This window comes from Streptomyces sp. NPDC001513 (assembly GCF_042894695.1).
Taxonomy (GTDB): domain Bacteria; phylum Actinomycetota; class Actinomycetes; order Streptomycetales; family Streptomycetaceae; genus Streptomyces.
Map to the genome: position 1 here is coordinate 407,011 of NZ_JBIAVU010000001.1, position 16,164 is coordinate 423,174.

The following is a 16,164-nucleotide window of genomic DNA, read 5'->3' on the forward strand; positions in this document are numbered from 1 at the left end:
CGCGATGAGACGGGGGACGCCATGAGTGGGCACGACCACGCGCACGACGACCACGACCACGGGCCCGGGAACGGACACGGGCACGGGAACGGGCACGCGGGTCACAGCCACGGGGTGTCCGCGGACGCCGACCGCCGCTGGCTGGCGATCGCGCTGGGTCTGATCGCCGGGTTCATGGCCATCGAGGTCGTCGTCGGCGTCATGGCCAACTCCCTGGCCCTGATCTCCGACGCGGCGCACATGCTGACGGACGCCGTCTCGATCGTCCTGGCTCTGATCGCCATGCGGCTGGCCGCGCGGCCCGCCCGCGGCGGCTTCACGTACGGCCTCAAGCGCGCGGAGATACTCTCCGCCCAGGCCAACGGCCTGACGCTGATCCTGCTGGGGCTCTGGCTGGCGTACGAGGCCGTGCGCCGGCTGATGGATCCGCCGCCGGTGGAGGGCGGTCTGGTGGTGGTGACGGCGCTCGCCGGCATCGCCGTCAACGTGGCCGCGGCCTGGTGCATCTCCCGCGCCAACCGTTCCACGCTCGTCGTCGAAGGCGCCTACCAGCACATCCTGAACGACCTCTTCGCCTTCATCGGGACCGCCGTCGCCGGCGTGATCGTGCTGACCACCGGCTTCCGGCAGGCGGACGCGATCGCCACGCTGGTCGTGGTGGTGCTGATGCTCAAGGCGGGCTACGGACTGATCCGCGAGTCCGGCCGGATACTCCTGGAGGCCGCTCCCGCCCATGTGGACCCGGACGCGGTCGGCGACCGCCTCGTCGGGCACCCGCCCGTCACCGAGGTGCACGACCTGCACATCTGGACCATCACCTCGGGCCAGGCGGCGCTCTCCGCGCACGTGCTGGTGGAGCCGGCGGGCGACTGCCACGCCGTGCGCCGCGACCTGGAGGGGCTGCTGGCCAAGGAGTACGGGATCACGCACACCACCCTCCAGGTGGACCACACGCAGGACTCCCTCCTCACCGTGGGCCGCGCGGGCGAGGGCCCGTCGGGCCCCCACTGCGCGGACGCGCACGGGCCGGTCCACCGGCAGGGGCCGCACGCCCACTGACCAGGTCCTCCCGGCCAGGGCCTCCTGACCACGCTCTCCTGACGACGTCCTCCCGACCGCGGAACACCGACCCGGAGCACTGATCCGCTCCGGATGGGGCATGGATGGACGCATGACGCACAAGCGCAGTGCCGGACTGCTCCTGTTCCGGCGGACCGGCGGACGGCCGGAAGAGGAGCGGTCCGGGGTGGAGGTCCTGCTCGGGCACATGGGCGGCCCGCTCTGGGCCGGACGGGAGGCTGGGGGCTGGGGCATCCCGAAGGGCGAGTACGGACCGGAGGAGACACCGCGGGACGCGGCCCGCCGGGAGTTCACCGAGGAGATCGGGCTGCCCCCGCCGGAGGGCGAGTACCTGCCGCTGGGCGAGGTACGGCTGTCCAGCGGGAAGCTGGTGACCATCTGGGCGGTGGAGGCGGACCTCGACCCGGAGCTGATGGTGCCCGGGACCTTCACGATGGAGTGGCCGCCGCACTCGGGGAACGTACAGGAGTTCCCGGAGCTGGACCGGGTGTCGTGGTTTGCTCCGCCACTGGCCGAAAAAATGCTGATTAAGTCTCAGGTCCCTTTCCTGGAGCGGCTGTTGGGGCTCCTGGGGGGCCTTGAGAGCTGACTCGTACTTGCGCTTGCCAACACTCCCACCTGCATGGACATTGCACATATGACGAACGTCGTGCTGGTGGGAACCCTGGACACCAAGGGTGTGGAGTACGGCTGGCTGCGCGAGAGGCTGCTGCGCGCCGGCGTCGAAGTGGTACTGGTCGATACAGGAATCATGGGCGAACCCCGGGTGCCCGCCGACGTGCCGCGTGACGCGGTCGCCCGGGCGGCGGGAACGGAACTGTCGGAACTGCGCGCGGCCGCCGACCGGGGCGCGGCCGTGACCACGATGGCCCGCGGCGCGGAGGCGACGCTCTTACGCCTGCACGCCGAGGGCAGGCTGCACGGGGTGCTGGCGATCGGCGGCAGCGGCGGCACCTCCATCGCCACCCGGGCGATGCGCGCCCTGCCGCTGGGCGTACCGAAACTGATGGTCTCGTCCATGGCGTCCGGGGACGTCAGCCCGTACGTGGGCTCCTCGGACATCACGATGATGTACAGCGTGGTGGACATCGCGGGGATCAACAGCGTCTCCGGACCGGTCCTGGCGAACGCCGCCGCGGCGATCGCCGGGATGGCGAGGGCCTACGCCCGCACCTCCCTGGAGCGCCGCCCGCCCCGGCTGGGAGCGGGTGCCCGCCCGCTGATCGCGGCGAGCATGGCGGGCGTGACCACGGCCGGCGTGGACGCGGCGCGCGAGCGGCTGACGGACCTCGGCTACGAGGTGCTCGTCTTCCACGTCAGCGGTACCGGCGGCCGCACCCTGGAGACCCTGGCCGGCCAGGGGATCTTCGCGGGCGTCCTCGACCTGACCCTGAGCGAGCTCGCCGACGACCTGTGCGGGGGCATCCTCACCGCGGGCCCGGACCGCCTCAGTGCGGCCGGGCGGGCCGGGATCCCGCAGGTGGTGAGCCTGGGGGCGCTGGACATGGTGAAGTTCGGCCCGCTGGAGAGCCTGCCGCAGCGGGTCCTGGACCGGGGCGTCCACGTCCACAACCCGTCCATCACGGTGATCCGTACGAACCAGGAGGAATGCATGGAACTCGGCCGTCGGGTCGCGGCCAAACTCCGCGTCGCGACCGGCCCCACGGCGGTCTGCGTCCCGCTCCGCGGACTGTCCACGCTCGGATCGCCGGGCGGCCCGTACCATGACCCCGGCGCGGACCGGGCTCTGTTCACGGCGCTGCGCGAAGGCTTGCGGGGCAGCGCCGCCCGGCTCTACGACTACGACACGCACATCAACGACCCGGCCTTCGGACGGGCGGCCGCCGACCGGTTGCACGACATGATCGGCGCGATGGCGGCCGCGGCCTGAGAGCCGCAGCCTGAGACACCCCCGCACGGTTGGGAACCGGCCGTGCCGGATCCGTGTCCCAGGGGGTGGCCGGTCACCGACCGGCCACGGGGACACGGTGCGGCACGGCACGGTACGGCGGACAGCCGGACAGGGGGCGGGAACGATGAAGGACACACGGGCGGCATGGTCGGTCCCCGGTTACACGGAGGTCCGGGAACTCGGCGCGGGCGGCAGCGGCCGCGTGGTGCTGGCCGTCCACGACACCACGGGCACGGCGGTCGCGGTGAAGTACCTCAGCGACCGGCTGCGTGAGGACCCCGCGTTCGTCGGGGAGTTCCGGGCCGAGGCCCGCCTCCTGGGCGGGCTCGGGACCCCGTACGTCGTGAGGCTGTACGAGTACGTGGAGTCGCCCGCCGGCGCGGCCATCGTGATGGAGCTCGTCGACGGCATCTCGCTGCGCGCGCTGCTCAAGCAGTCCGGGCAGGCCGACGCCGAGGCCGCGCTGGTGGTCCTCAAGGGATCGCTGCTCGGGCTCGCGGCGGCGCACCGGGCCGGCGTCGTCCACCGGGACTACAAGCCGGAGAACGTGCTGGTCGCGGCCGACGGCTCGTCGAAACTGGTGGACTTCGGGATCGCGGCGAACCGCGGCACCACACCCGGTGTGGCCGGCACCCCCGCCTACATGGCCCCCGAGCAGTGGCAGGGCCGGCCGGCCTCGCCCGCGGCCGACGTGTACGCGGCGACGGCTACCTTCTTCGAGTGCCTCACCGGGCGCAAGCCGTACGACGGGGAGAACTTCGCGGAGCTCGCCGTCCAGCACATCGAGGCGCCGGTCCCGGAGACCGAGGCCCCGGAGCCCGTACGACCGCTGATCCGGCGCGGCCTCGCCAAGCAGCCCGAGCAACGCCCGGAGAACGCCGAGGCGTTCGTCGCGGAGCTGGAGGGCGTGGCCCTGGCCGCGTACGGGCCCGAGTGGGAGGAGCGCGGGCAGCGCAAGCTGGCGGCGCTGGCCGCGCTGCTGCCGCTGCTGTTCCCCTCGGCGGGAGCCCCGGCGGCGGGCACCACGGCGGTGGCCACGACCACCCTGAGCAGCGGCTCGGGCTGGGCGCCCGGCCGCAGCGGCTGGCTCGCGGCGGGGGTGGCGCTGGTCCTGGGCGCGGTGGTGGTGCTGACCACGGACGCGATCGGCGCGTCCCCCGGCGGGGCCTCGGCGTTGAGCGCCTTCGCCACGACGAGTGCGGCCCCGCCGGGATCGGCGTCCCCGATCCCGAATCCGACGCTCTCCCCTTCCGCTTCCGCTTCGCCGAGTCCCGGCGCCTCCGTGTCCCCGAGCCCTTCGCCGTCCACGTCCGCGTCGGCCTCCGCATCGACATCGCCGTCCGCGTCGCCGTCGTACTCGCCGAGCCCCACCCCGAAGCCGACGGTGAGCTGGTCGCCCACACCGACGCCGACGCCGACCCTGGTGGTCACGAAGGTCGACGTGTCGCTGAAGACCGGCGTGTACCGGGGCGATGCGACGGTGTCGGTCGCGTCGCAGGGCACCGGGCCGGTCACCGTGGTGCTGGAGTGGTTCCTGGGCGGTGCGCAGGGCTCCTTCTCCGTCGCCGACGGCACGGAGTCGTTCACGGTCCAGGCCGGCTCGGCGGTCACCGTGGTCAAGTCGCACACCTTCACCCGTGACCGCGGGTGCTACGGAGGCGTCCGGGTGACCACGAAGCCGGCCGCCGGGAACAAGTCGGCGTCGGCCTCCCAGTACCTGCTGCGCTGCCAGGACGTGCCCCGATGACCGGTCCCCGCGCCCCCGAGGGCGACGACTACAGCGCCACCGTCCTCGGGAGCCACTGGTTCTCCGGTCCGCCGGCGGCCCCGGAGGTGACCCCCGACCGGGTCGAGGGATCCGTGCTCCGGTTCGGGCCCGGGGTGACCGCGGCCATGCCCGCGCCGTTCCCCGTGGTGGTGGCCTCCGTCGCCGCGCCCCGGCGCCGTCGCGTCCTCGGCCTGCGGCGGTACGCCCTCGCCGTGGTGGTGCTGGCCGCCGTCCTCGCGTACCTCGGGTGGCAGCGGTTCGGGCCCGGCATCGAGGTCCGGAACGTGGCCGTGAGCACCGATCCCCAGGGCCCGCCCTGTGACGCGACGGCCGACGTGGTCGCCGTCGTCGGGACCAACGGGCGCCCGGGGACCCTCACCTACCGCTGGGTCCGCAGCGACGGCACGCAGTCGGAGGAGCTGACCGAGCGGGTGCCGCGCGGACAGCGCGAGGCCCGGCTGCACCTGCTGTGGACCTTCCAGGGCGCGGGGAACTACCCCGCGCGGGCCGAACTGCGCCTGCTGTCCCCGGAGCAGCGCACGGCCGCGGTGGACTTCACGTACCGCTGCTCCCCGTAGCGGGCAGCCGGATGACGGCGAGCCCGCCGTCGAGGTCCACGCGGGAACGCGGCGGCGCGCCGTCCTCCTCGTCGTCGCGCAGGACGAGGGCGCTCTGCCGTTCCTTGAGCTCGTTCTGCTTGCCCGGCGAGAAACTGGCGTGCAGCTGCTCGAAGCCGGTGGCGGAGATCTGCCCCTGGCGGCCGTTCCAGCGCCAGGGCAGCAGGCCCGCGCGGCCCGCGCGTTCCAGTGCCAGGTCGAGGAAGGCCATGGCGGTGAGCAGCAGAGCCAGCCCCGGAAGGGTCATGAAGATGACGAAGCCCATGGCTTGACGGTAGCCGACCCGGCGTTCGGCCGTCCGGCCGAGCGGAAGGCGGCCGTCCGGCGCGGATGCCAAGTCCGCGCGGGAGGCCCGCGGCCGCTTTGGGCAGTGGCCGCGGGCCGTTCCGCGTTCCCTCCCCCGCCGCAACCGGGGGACGGAAGTCCATGGGGGCGCGGCGCCGGTCAGAACCGGGCGTGCGCCGTGATGTCCGCCTCGAACTCGCCCGTCATCGCCGGGGTCACCGTCGGCCGGCACTGCCGGACCGCCGCCAGGTAGTCCTCCGTGGTCGCGCCCAGCTGCGCGGCGGCCGCGCCCCGCGCGCCCACGGCCTCCAGGTCCCGCTCGAAGGACACCTGCGCCGCGATCCGGGCCGCGTGCTCGATGTCGGCCGGTGTGAACAGCTCGGTCGCCGCCACCAGGGCCGCCACGTCGACGTCCGCGCGCCCCGCCGTGTAGCGGGACCAGATCGCGGCGCGCGCCCCGGCGTCCGGGGTGCCGATCGGGATCAGGTAGTCGAAGCGCCCGGGCCGCAGGAAGGCCGGGTCGAGGGAGCGGATGGAGTTGGTGGCGCACACCAGCAGCCGTTCGTCGCCCTCCCGGAAGCCCGGTATCAGCTTGAGCAGCTCGTTGGTCACGCCGTGGATCCCGCCCGGCTGCGCGGGCTCGGTGCGCACCGGTGCGATCTCCTCGACCTCGTCGATGAAGACGAGTACGCGCTCCAGCTCGGCGATCCGGGCGAAGGCGTCGCGCAGCGCGGCGGCCAGGTTGCCCTCGTCGGCGAGGCGGGAGGGCAGCAGCTCCACGAAGGGCCAGCCGAGCCGGGAGGCGATGGCCCGGGCGAAGGTGGTCTTGCCGGTGCCGGGCGGGCCGAAGAGGGTGATCGCGCGCGGCGGCCGCACCCCGTGCGAGGCGGCTCGCTCAGGCTCGGCGAGCGGCAGCACCACGCGCCGCTCGATGAGGTCCTTCTCCTTCTCCATGCCGGCGACCTTCGCCCACAGGTCGTTGGGGAGGAAGCGGCCGCCGAGGTCGTCGAGGAGGCCGGCGGCCGGTCCGTGCAGGGGCTCGGTCTTCTCGAAGTAGGCGACGGCGGGCTGCCGGGTGTAGCCGGCGTTGAGCAGGCCCTCGCCGAGCAGGTCCTCCTCGGGCAGGACGTAGGCGATGCGGCCGACGCGCGCGGCGATGAGCCGTCGCTCCAGCTCGACGAGCAGGGCGCTGGCCAGGCCGCGGCCGCGCCAGCCGGCGGCGATCGCGATGCGCATGACCCAGGCCCGCTCCCCGGTGACGCAGGCGAGGGCCGCGCCGATCGGGACGCCCTGGTGGACGGCGACCACGCAGGGCTGGCGGTCGGTCAGCGCGCTGATGCACTCGGCGAGCGAGAAGACGGACTCCTGGCCGAGTTCGGCCGTGGTGTCGATCAGGTGGACCACCGCTGCGAGATCGCTCTCGCGGTAGTCGTGGATGAGCCAGTTCACCGGGTACCGCCCCTCGTTCGTGCTCCTGCGGCGAGGCTAGGGGCGACAGCACCGGGCGATCACGCTCCGTCGTGCACAACAGGCGGTCCGGAAACCGTCCGTGTCGTCCATAGACTGGTGTCTTCCGCCCGAACGCCAGACCGAGGATCCCCACACCTTCATGCTTTGCCACATATCCGCGGCCCGACGCGGGCTCCTCCTCCGGCTCGTTCCGTTCCTGTGGACCGTGGCGTTCGGTCTGTGGGGGCTCTCGCGGCAGGACAGCGTGTGGCGGGACGAGGCGGCGACCTGGCAGGTCGCGGGCCGGCCGGCCGGCGAGATTTGGCGCATGCTCGGGAACGTCGACGCCGTGCACGGGCTCTACTACCTGCTGATGCACGGGCTCTTCGAGGTCTTCGGCGCGAGTACGACGACCCTGCGGCTGCCGTCGGTGCTGGCGGTCGCCGCCGCCGCCGTGTGCGTGGCGCTGATCGGGAGCCGGCTGGCGGGCTTCTGGGCGGGGCTCGGCGGCGGGCTGGCCCTCGGGCTGCTGCCGGCCGTCCAGTTCCACCTGCAGGAGGGCCGGCCGTACGCGCTGGTCGCGGCCGGGGCCGGGCTGTCGACCCTGCTGCTGGTCTCGCTCGTGGAGAGCGGGCCCGGGCGGCGGGCCTGGCCGCGCTGGACGGCGTACGGGATCACGGTGCTGGCGTGCGCCCTGCTGAACTGGCTGTCGCTGCTGGTCCTGCCCGCGCACGCGGCGACCCTGTGGTGGGTGCGGGCCGGGCGCGGGGTGTGGCTGCGCTGGGCGGCGTACGGTTCGGCCGCGGTGGCGGGGGCGCTGCCGCTGATCCTGTTCAGCCGGGGCCAGTCGGACCAGGTGTCCTGGATACCGCCGCTGACCTGGCACATGCTGATCGGCCCGGGGATCCTCCTCGCCCTCGGCGGGCTCGGCGCGTGGGCGGACCGGCCCGATCGCAAGAACCTCTCGGCGGCGGCGGTGGGCCTGCCGCTGCTGGCGGTGCCGCAGCTCGGGCTGATCGGACTGTCGCTGGTCCAGCCGCTGTTCCTGGACCGGTACGTGCTGTTCTCGATGGCGGGTCTGGCGCTGCTGATCGGCGCCGCGCTGGGCGCGGCCGTACGGGCGTGCGCGCCCCGGTTCCCGGGGGCGGCGGGCCTGCTCGTGCCGGGTGTGGTCGGGGTGGCGGTGGTGGCCCTGCTGCCGGTGGAGCTGGGCAACCGGGCTCCGGCCAGCCGGGTCGACGACGTCCTGGCGGTGGCCGGCGAGGTGGAACGGCTGAAGCGGGAAGGGGACGCGGTGCTGTTCGTGCCGGCCGCGCGGCGGGACACCGCGCTGGTCTCCCCCGGCGCCTTCACGGGCCTGACCGACCTGGCGCTGGCCCGGACCCCGGTCGAATCGGCCACGCTCAAGGGCGAGGAGGCGGAACCGGAGCGGATCCGGGCGTCGCTGCTCGGGCAGCGGCGGGTGCTGCTCGTGACTGATTCGGCGAAGGTCGCGAAGGCCCCGTCGGCGGAGCGGGACAAGGCGAAGGCCGCGGTCCTGCGGGAGCAGTTCGCGGTGGTGGAGGACCGGCAGGTGCGGGGACGCCGCGTGACGGTCTACGAGCGCCGCGGTTAGCGTCGCGGGCCCGGCCGTCCGGATTTCACTCCGGGTCCACGGGATTCACAGGGGATTCATACGGAACACCGGGCTCCGGACATAGGTTCGGCGGGCAGGGTGGAAGCATGATCCACCGCATGCTCCCCCGGCCGGCCCGGCGCATCCGTGCGCGGCGGGCGTCACGGATCCTGCTCGCGCTGACCGCGATGGCGGCGCTGCTCGGCGTGGACGTGCCCGACGCGGCGGCCGGACCGCCGCTCGGGATCACCGCGTGGGCGCTGCCCGACGCCACGGCGGACCGGGTGGGGGCGCTCTTCGCGGACGGGCTCGACGGCGGGCACTTCTGCACCGCCGCCGTGGTGCGCAGCGACGACCGCGATGTGATCGCCACCGCCGCGCACTGCCTGGAGAGCCCGTACACCACCGTCTTCGCGCCGGGCTACCGGGACGGCGAGGCTCCGTACGGCCTCTGGCGGATCACCGGGGTGCACCTCGCCCCGGGCTGGACCGAGGGCCAGGACCCGGACGACGACATCGCCTTCGCGACGGTGGCCCCGGTGGACGGCGGGCAGAGCGGGTCCGTCGAGGACCTCGTGGGCGGATTCCCGGTGGCCGCCGAGCAGCCGGACGACGCCGCGGCGACGGTCATCGGGTACCCGCGGACCCTGGAGGCCCCGCTGCGCTGCTCCAACACCACCGACCTGTTCTCCGAGACCCAGCGGCGGATCGGCTGCCCGGAGCTCAGCGGCGGCACCAGTGGCAGCCCCTGGCTGGTGGACGGCGCGCTGGCCGGGGTGCTCGGCGGCCACGAGGGCGGCGGGAGCGTGCCGGAGATCTCGTACAGCGCGGTGATGGGCGACCAGGCGGTGGAGCTGTACCGGGAGGCGGCCGACGCCGGTTGGACGGCCTGGCCCGGACAGGGGCTCTAGCGGACGGCCGGGATGCGTTCCGCCTCGGGCGCGGAGGGCTGCGCCGGCAGCCCTCGGAGCGGGGGCGGGGCCGGGGTGCCCGAGCGGATGTCCTGGATGCCGCGCCGCAGCCGGTCGCGCAGGAACCGGCCCAGCGGGCGTTCGACGAACCGGTGGATGAGCCAGGCGAGCAGCACCATGACGGCGGTGACGCCGATGGCCAGGGGAACGGGCGCCACCTGGTGACGGAAGTGGTGGATGAAGGTCAGCCCGGCCAGCATGTGGATCAGGTAGAGCGGGTACGTGATCGCTCCGGCGTGCGGGAGCCAGCGCCACCGGACGCCGTCGAGGGCGCCGAGGGCTATCGCCGCCATGAGGAGGAAGCCGAGCAGGATGATCACGTGGGCGGGCCAGAGGGGCGTCTGCTGGGTGACGCCCGGGCCCAGGCTGGCGGTCATGCGGTCGTGCACGTGGTGCTGCGCGAGGAGGAACTGGAGGCCGACGACGACCCACAGGACGGCGTTCGGCCCGAAGCGCCGCATCAGGTGGAAGGCGATGCCGGCGATGAAGTACGGGGAGGCGGACGACGCCGCGAAGAAGGACAGCACGCCGCTGTCGGCGGCGGGGGCCACCACGCCCGCGAGGGTCCAGGCCCCGCAGAAGAGGACGCAGTTGCGGTAGGTCACGCCGCGCATGACGACGAGGGCGAACAGGACGTAGAACTTGAGCTCGACGAAGAGGGTCCAGTACACGTCGTCGATGTGGGGGACCCCGATGCCGCCCTGCATCATCGACAGGTTCACCACCGCGTCACCGGCCTTGATCCTCCTCACCTCGGGCCAGCTGAGCAGCACGAGGGAGGTGAAGGCCACGGCCGCCCAGTAGGCGGGGAACAGCCTGGATATCCGGGACACCGCGAAGTCGCCCACGGTCCGGCCCCAGGTGCTCATACAGATGACGAACCCGCTGACCAGGAAGAAGATCTCGACGCCGAGCCAGCCGTACACGGCGAACCCGTGGGCGGCCGGGAAGACGCCCTCGGTGGGTTCGCCCCAGGCGCTGTCGAGGACCACGTAGTGGTAGAAGAGCACGGAGAGCGCGGCGAGGACCCGGACGCCGTCGAGGACCGCCAGGCGTCCGCCCGCGGCTCCCTTGCGCGAACTGCCGTCACGTGCGGCATCGGCCCGCGTGACGCCGTTCGGTCGCGGCTCTCCGGCTGCACTGCCCGCGCCCATCCCTCGACCACCCTTGCGAACGTACGGCTGTCCGGTGACCGCCGTTGGATCTGCGGAACCCTACAGCGCGCTTCCGGCCATCCCCAGGTGAGCCGGACCACACCCGGCCGGTTTGCCGGACGCGTCCTATTCCGGCAGCTCCGCGGGGGCCGCGAACCAGGTGGGCTCGTCGCGCAGGGCCCGGTGGATCCGGTCCAGGGCGAAGGGCTCCAGCGGCGGCAGCGCGTCCACCTCGAACCAGGCCACTTCGAGGGACTCGTGGTCGTTGGCGCGCGCCTCGCCGCCTGTCGCGCGGCAGCGGAAGGTGATGTCCTGGAACTGGCAGACGTCGCCGTTGGGGTAGGTGATCGGCTCCAGCATCTGCACGAGCACCACCCGCTCGGGGACGCAGCGCACGGCGGTCTCCTCGTACACCTCGCGCACGGCGGTCTCGGCGGGCTGCTCCCCCGGTTCGGCGATTCCGCCGACCACGGACCACCGGCCGGTGTCGGAGCGCCGGCCGAGCAGCACCCGGCCCAGGTCGTCGAGGACGATGGCCGTGACCCCGGGGAGCAGGAGCAGCTGGTGCCCGGCGGTGGCTCGGATGGCGCGGATGAAATCGGGTGTGGTCATCCCCCGACCCTACGAGGCCGGGGAGCCGGCTCCCGTCTCAGCCCGCCCGGCGCGCGCGGATCCGTCGGGCCAGGAGCAGGCCGAATCCGCCGGCGGCGAGGAGGAACAGCGCGTACTCGGGCAGCGGTCCGACGACGGTGGCCGGGGTACGGGTGGAGCGCAGCGGGATCTCGGCCACGAGGGCGTCCGCGGTGAACATCCTGGTCTCGGCGGTGATCCTGCCGTCGGGGCGGATGACCGCGCTGACCCCGCTGGTGACGGGGACGAGGACGGTCCGGCTGTGTTCGACGGCGCGGATCCGGTCCATGGCCAGCTGCTGGTAGGTCATCTGGGTCCGGCCGAAGGTGGCGTTGTTGCTCGGCACGGCGATGACCTGGGCACCGTCCTGGACGGTGGAGCGGACGGCGTCGTCGAAGGCGGCCTCGAAGCAGGTGACCATGCCCACGCCGCTGCCGGCCATGTCGAAGACGCCGGGGTCCTTGCCGGGGCCGAAGTCGCGGCGCACCCGGTCCACGTCGGCGCTGAAGAGCCGGACGAAGGAGCGCATCGGGATGCGCTCGCCGAAGGGCTGGATCTTGCGCTTGTCGTAGGTCGCGGTGGGGCCCGCGACCGGGTCCCAGAGGATCATCGTGTTGCGCAGCGGACCCGTCTCCGGGGACACGACGGCGCCGATCGCCACGGGTACGCCGATGGCCTTGACCGCCTGGTCGATGACGGCGCGGGCGTCGGGTTCGGCGTACGGGTCGAGGTCGGAGGAGTTCTCCGGCCAGACGACGAAGTCGGGCTTCGGTACGCGGCCGGCCTTGACGTCCTCGGCGAGCTGGAGGGTGCGCTTGGCGTGGTTGTCGAGGACGGCGCGGCGCTGGGAGTTGAAGTCGAGGCCGAGGCGCGGCACGTTGCCCTGGATGACGGCGGCCACGACGGTGCCGTCCTCGGCCGCGTCGGAGACCAGCGGGCGGGCGGCGAGTCCGGCGACGATCGGCGCGGCGATGGTGAGCGCGGCCAGCCCCGCGGTGGTGCGGGTGGGGTGGCTGCGGGCGATGCGCAGGGCTTCGTAGAGGCCGAATCCGCAGAGGGCGACGCCGAAGGAGAGCAGCGGGGTGCCGCCGAGGGCGGCGAGCGGCGTGAAGACGCCGTCGGCCTGCCCGAAGGCGAGCTTGCCCCAGGGGAACCCGCCGAAGGGCGCCCGGGCGCGCAGGGCCTCGCCCGCGACCCAGACGGCGGCGGCGAACAGCGGCCAGGCCGGGAGCCGGCTGACGAGCGCGATGCCGAGGCCGGTGAGACCGATCAGGAGGGCTTCGAGGCCGACCAGGGCCAGCCAGGGCACCGGGCCGACCTCCTCGCCGGTCCAGACGAGGAGCGGCAGCAGGAAGCCGAGGCCGGCGAGGAAGCCGAGGCCGAAGCCGGCCCGGGCGCGGCGGCCGTGGAGGCAGCCGGCGAGCAGGGCGATGCCGAAGGGGGCCAGCCACCACAGGGGGCGGGGCGGGAAGCTGAGGTAGAGCAGCACGCCGGAGAGGACGGCGAGCAGGGAGCGCACCAGCCAGGCTCCCTTCCGCGGCGCGGCGGCGGGGGCCGCGGCGGCGCCGCCGCGGGCCGTGGCGTGGGGCGGCGCGGCCTCGGCCGGGGCTCCGTCGGCGGGCTGCGAGGGCTCGTTCCCGGCCGCGCGGGTGACACTGCTGCTCATCTGGCGGAGTGTACGTCCCCACGCCTCGGACAACGGTAAGCGCCCGGGCTGGTCCCGGCCCGCCGCGATCACCACCCAAGTAATGACAAATGGGATATCCAGCGCATACGCCGCATTCAACTCGACTTATTTCATATGCCGTTTGAGGGTGTGTCAGTCGCAAACCCGCGGGGCATAATCGGGGCCGGTCGTCTCCGGAAGCGGTGGAGCCATCGGGACACCGACTCACCCCCTCGGCGGAATTCCGCACCGGACCGATCCTCAAGGCGTCGTACATGTCCCTGGCCAGCCGCACCCGCCTCGCGGCCCTGCTCACCGCGCTCACCATCGGCGCCGCCGGGGTGACGACCTGGGCCTACGGATACGGGAACGCACCGGAGCCGGCGGCTCCCGAGGCGGCCGTCCGCCCGAGTGTGACCGAAGGCACGGTCCTCCACGTCGTCGCGCACCCCGACGACGACCTCTTCTTCATGAACCCCGACCTGAGCCGCTCCATATCGACGGGCGTGAAGGTCGCCACGGTGTACCTGACCTCGGGCGAGTCCGACGGCAGGAACGAGGCCCACAGCCCGCACCTGGAGGACCCGGCACGCCCCGCCGACCACGCCGCCTACGCGGAGGCCCGGCAGAACGGCATCCGGGCCGCCTACGCGCAGATGGCCACCGGCAACCGGACCAGCGCCTGGCAGCGCACGTCCATACCCACCGCCGGCGGCGGGAGCGCCGAGGTGGACGTCCTCGTCGCCCGGCCCGAGGTCAACCTCATATGGATGCAGCTCCGCGAGGCCCGCAGCATCTCCGGCGACAATCCGGACAGCCTGCGCGGCCTGTGGGACGGCAAGGTACCCGCCCTGGGCTCCCAGCTGACCTCCGGGACGCCGGTCAAGAGCGGGTTCTCGTACACGAAGGACCAGGCCGTCGAGGCCATCGCGGACGTCTTCGCCCGGTACCGGCCGACCACGATACGGACGCAGGACCCGACCCCCGGCCGGGCGCAGGGCGGCGGGGCCTTCCTCGACCACCAGGACCACATGTACGGGGCCCGCTTCGTACAGGCCGCGGCCGAACGCTACGCGCGGTCCGCGGACCGGCCGCACTTCTCGGTGCAGAACTACGTGAGCTACCCCAACAGCTCCCTGCCCCCGACGCTCGACCCGCAGGCCGCCGAGGAGAAGCTCGGCTACCTCAAGACCTACGCGTGGACGGACCACCAGGACTGGTGCGGCAGCACCGCCGGCTGCGGCGACCGCAAGACGGCGACCCGGCCCACCGGCGCCGGCTGGAACCAGACCATCCGCTACAGCCGCGGCGACGGCACCTCCTGGATGACCGAGGGCGCCGCCGGCCGGGTGTGGGCCTTCGCCGTCCTCGACGGCCGGATGGCGTACTGGTCGCGCGGCGGCCCCAAGGCCCCCTGGCAGGGCCCCGAGTTCCTGCCCGGCGCCGGGATCGACGCGGGCGCGACCTCCGTCCGGCTCCCCGACGGCAGGATCGCGGTCTTCGGCACCCGCACCACCCTGGGCACCGCGCCCCAGGAGTACGGACGCGACCTCGTGTACGCCGTCCAGGCCGCCCCCGGCGGCGCGTTCGGCCCGTGGCAGTCGCTCGGCACCCCGGACACGGACGACATATCCGGCACCTCGGCGATCAGCGCACCGGCCGTGGCCGTGGACCGCACGGGCCGGATGACCATGTACGTACGCGACTCCCGGCGCACCCTGCGCGCCCGCGCGCAGGACACCCCCGGCGGCGCCTTCGGCACGTGGCGGTCGCTGGGCGGCGCCGCCCTGCAGGGCGACCCGGTCACCGCGACCGACGCGGCGGGACGCCGCCACGTGTACGCGGCCACCGCCCAGTCCGTACTGGCCTGGGTCCAGCCGACGCCGGACGCCCCGTTCGGCGGCCCCCTCCCGACCGGCCTGCCGGCGACCACCGGCCCGCTGTCCGCGAGCCCGCAGGGCGACGGCGTCCGCCTCTGGTTCCGCCGCCCCGGCACGGGCACCGTCGGTACGAGCCTGGCCACCGCGGGCGGCCTGGCGCCGGCGTTCTCCCCGGTCACCGAGGCGGGCGGCGAGGGCGGCTACGGCGCCGTCGGCGTGACGGGCGGGCTGCTCGCGGGCCGCGCGGGCACGGGCACGATCGGCGTGTCGGGCCCGGGCGACGCGCCGTCCTGGTTCGAGTCCCAGATGCTCTACACGGGCGCGCCGGCGGCCGTGGCCGAGCCGGACGGCACGGCCCTCGCGGCGGCCCTCGGCCTGGACGCCGGCCTCCACGTGACGACGGCTCCCCCGGCCGGATCCGAGCCCGCCGGCAGCCGCCCGCCCTCCTCCCCGTGGCACCGCGCCGTCCAGCCCTCGACGGTGGTGCAGGCCGGGCCCTAGCGCACTGTCGTGCGGCTCCGGGTGGCAGCGGCCGCCCGTGCGGGCGACGATGGCGGGCACCACGTCGGGAGGCGGCCGGGGCCGGCTCCCGAAGGGCCGACCGGCTGACCGACCGACCGGCCCAGGGCCGGTGATCGGAGCTCCCATGACCACTTGCTCCACCGCGCGCGGGAGCGCGGGACCGGGAAGGGTCCGCGCCGTGGCCTGCGCCGCCGTGCTGGTGGCCCTCGCCACCGGGTGCCGGACCGACACGGCACCGGCCTGGGGTTATCCGGAGCTCGGCGCGGCCCTCGGATCGCTGTCCCGGGCCCTCGACGAAGACTGCGCCGGGCAGGCCTCCGCGAGCTGTTCCGGCGACCTCGACCGGCTCGACGCCCTGGCGGAACGCGCCTTCGCCGAGGTCCTCGACCACCGGCTCCTCGACGAGGCGTACCTCGCGGCCAGGAGCGAGGTGGACCGGGCGAGGAGGCTCCGGCTCGCGGCCGCGGCACGGGCCCGGTCCTCGCGCGATCCGCACGACCTGCCGCTCGGCCGGGCGGTGGCGGCCGAACGGCTCGCCTACCGGCACCTGCTGGCCGCGCTGGAGCGGCTCCGCACCGCACCGCCGCCCGGTGACGGTACGAACCCGGTCTGATC

The 16,164-nt window shown here is 74.0% G+C and carries 14 protein-coding genes; 9 read left to right on the plus strand and 5 right to left on the minus strand.

What is annotated here, in order from left to right; genetic code table 11:
• The first annotated feature begins 21 nt into the window (after positions 1–21).
• From ACFYZ4_RS01980 to ACFYZ4_RS02000, 5 genes are all read left to right on the plus strand, one after another.
• Positions 22–1,059 carry a cation diffusion facilitator family transporter gene (locus ACFYZ4_RS01980; RefSeq protein WP_390782716.1) on the plus strand — a complete coding sequence of 346 codons (1,038 nt, stop codon included), beginning with the start codon at positions 22–24 and terminating at the stop codon, positions 1,057–1,059.
• 112 nt (positions 1,060–1,171) lie between these two features.
• The gene (locus tag ACFYZ4_RS01985; protein WP_384347353.1) at positions 1,172–1,669 is read left to right on the plus strand and encodes an NUDIX domain-containing protein; all 498 of its coding nucleotides are present in this window, start codon (positions 1,172–1,174) and stop codon (positions 1,667–1,669) included.
• A gap of 48 nt (positions 1,670–1,717) precedes the next feature.
• Entirely contained in the window at positions 1,718–2,971 is a 1,254-nt protein-coding gene (locus ACFYZ4_RS01990) for a Tm-1-like ATP-binding domain-containing protein (protein ID WP_390782907.1), read from the plus strand.
• Between the two features lie 145 nt (positions 2,972–3,116).
• A complete protein-coding gene (locus ACFYZ4_RS01995) occupies positions 3,117–4,739 on the plus strand; it encodes a serine/threonine-protein kinase (protein ID WP_390782717.1) in 1,623 nt (540 codons plus the stop codon).
• Entirely contained in the window at positions 4,736–5,338 is a 603-nt protein-coding gene (locus ACFYZ4_RS02000; RefSeq protein ID WP_351286768.1) for a hypothetical protein, read from the plus strand. Before ACFYZ4_RS01995 ends, ACFYZ4_RS02000 begins: the two co-directional genes overlap by 4 nt.
• Here ACFYZ4_RS02000 and ACFYZ4_RS02005 read toward each other — a convergent pair.
• Together ACFYZ4_RS02005 and ACFYZ4_RS02010 are read right to left on the minus strand one after the other, a co-directional pair.
• Positions 5,316–5,642, minus strand: coding sequence for a DUF6191 domain-containing protein (locus ACFYZ4_RS02005; RefSeq protein ID WP_351286770.1), 327 nt, complete (start codon positions 5,640–5,642; stop codon positions 5,316–5,318). The genes ACFYZ4_RS02000 and ACFYZ4_RS02005 overlap by 23 nt on opposite strands.
• A 179-nt stretch (positions 5,643–5,821) precedes the next feature.
• The gene (locus ACFYZ4_RS02010) at positions 5,822–7,111 is read right to left on the minus strand and encodes a bifunctional GNAT family N-acetyltransferase/ATP-binding protein (protein WP_351286772.1); all 1,290 of its coding nucleotides are present in this window, start codon (positions 7,109–7,111) and stop codon (positions 5,822–5,824) included.
• 160 nt (positions 7,112–7,271) lie between these two features.
• Between ACFYZ4_RS02010 and ACFYZ4_RS02015 the strand changes: the two genes are divergently transcribed.
• Both ACFYZ4_RS02015 and ACFYZ4_RS02020 read left to right on the plus strand, forming a co-directional pair.
• The gene (locus ACFYZ4_RS02015) at positions 7,272–8,726 is read left to right on the plus strand and encodes a hypothetical protein (protein WP_351286953.1); all 1,455 of its coding nucleotides are present in this window, start codon (positions 7,272–7,274) and stop codon (positions 8,724–8,726) included.
• A 107-nt stretch (positions 8,727–8,833) separates the two neighbouring features.
• Positions 8,834–9,637, plus strand: a complete 804-nt coding sequence (locus tag ACFYZ4_RS02020) for a trypsin-like serine peptidase (RefSeq protein WP_384347367.1) — start codon at positions 8,834–8,836, stop codon at positions 9,635–9,637.
• Here ACFYZ4_RS02020 and ACFYZ4_RS02025 read toward each other — a convergent pair.
• The 3 genes from ACFYZ4_RS02025 to lnt all read right to left on the minus strand — a co-directional run bounded on the left by ACFYZ4_RS02025 (position 9,634) and on the right by lnt (position 13,147).
• A complete protein-coding gene (locus ACFYZ4_RS02025) occupies positions 9,634–10,851 on the minus strand; it encodes an acyltransferase family protein (protein WP_390782718.1) in 1,218 nt (405 codons plus the stop codon). The genes ACFYZ4_RS02020 and ACFYZ4_RS02025 overlap by 4 nt on opposite strands.
• A gap of 126 nt (positions 10,852–10,977) precedes the next feature.
• Complete coding sequence (locus ACFYZ4_RS02030) at positions 10,978–11,463, minus strand: NUDIX domain-containing protein (RefSeq protein WP_351286777.1); 486 nt, start codon at positions 11,461–11,463, stop codon at positions 10,978–10,980.
• A gap of 37 nt (positions 11,464–11,500) precedes the next feature.
• Positions 11,501–13,147 (minus strand): apolipoprotein N-acyltransferase, encoded by a 1,647-nt coding sequence (lnt, locus tag ACFYZ4_RS02035; RefSeq protein WP_390782719.1) that lies wholly within the window; start codon positions 13,145–13,147, stop codon positions 11,501–11,503.
• A 275-nt stretch (positions 13,148–13,422) separates the two neighbouring features.
• Here lnt and ACFYZ4_RS02040 point away from each other — a divergent pair, with 275 nt between their 5' ends.
• On the plus strand, positions 13,423–15,528 hold the full coding sequence (locus ACFYZ4_RS02040; RefSeq protein ID WP_390782720.1) for a PIG-L family deacetylase: 2,106 nt from the start codon (positions 13,423–13,425) through the stop codon (positions 15,526–15,528).
• 145 nt (positions 15,529–15,673) lie between these two features.
• Positions 15,674–16,162 carry a hypothetical protein gene (locus ACFYZ4_RS02045; protein WP_351286781.1) on the plus strand — a complete coding sequence of 163 codons (489 nt, stop codon included), beginning with the start codon at positions 15,674–15,676 and terminating at the stop codon, positions 16,160–16,162.
• The last annotated feature ends 2 nt before the right edge of the window (positions 16,163–16,164 follow it).